Annotated in this window: 1 protein-coding gene; it reads right to left on the bottom strand. The window is 48.5% G+C overall.

Features of this window, described 5'->3' with window-relative positions; all coding sequences use genetic code 11:
- Window positions 1–757: homoserine kinase (thrB, locus tag R7Q48_RS26895; RefSeq protein WP_318133298.1), on the bottom strand; the 757-nt coding region annotated here is incomplete at both ends.

Below are 757 nucleotides of genomic sequence, written 5' to 3'. Positions count from 1 at the left end.
GCACCTGCTGATGCTGCGTACTGACGCGCATTCGCAAAGCCCGGAAGCAGTTTCTCACGATACGGTTCTGCGATCACGTCTTTGATCATTTTTGCAGCGAGTTCAGGCTGACCAGAGTGACATGCATGAATAAAGCCCGCAAGGTGACGGCCATGGGCAATGATATCTTGTCGACGATATTGAGATGGTAGGATTTCACGCGCTTCAGCCGTCGACACTTTAATGCCCGGATACGCCATCACCCAATACCACTCGTCAAAGCAAGGGACTTCTTGGCTGATGATGCCCAGCTCTTCAAGCATCAACTGAACACCACCAAGGTAACATGGAGCAACATTGTCGTAGTGAACACCACCCGAAATTTTGCCTTCCATTTCACCCATTAAAGCCAGCAATTCCGTTTCATTCAAAGGCTGGTCATGGAATCGGTTTAGCGCGTCCAACGCTGCCACAATAGAACAAGCACTTGAGCCCAAACCAGAACCAATAGGCATGTTTTTCTCTAGCGTCATTTCAAGTGGTTTTAGCTCAACACCTTTTTTATCTAGCTCGCGAGAAAACACCAGCCAACAATCGTAAACGATGTTTTCTTTTGGCTCTGTAGGCAACTTAGAGACAAAATTACCCGCAGTTTTCAGACTGAACGGCTCAGTCCCTGCCTTAACTTGCACTCTGTCACCTAGCAAGGTCCCATCCACTGGGGACACCGCCGCCCCCAACACATCAAAACCAACACTTACATTACCAATTGATGCTG

Source organism: Vibrio sp. 378 (assembly GCF_033339435.1).
The sequence above is the reverse complement of the archived record's forward strand: the minus strand, read 5'-3'. Positions and strand labels throughout refer to the sequence as shown.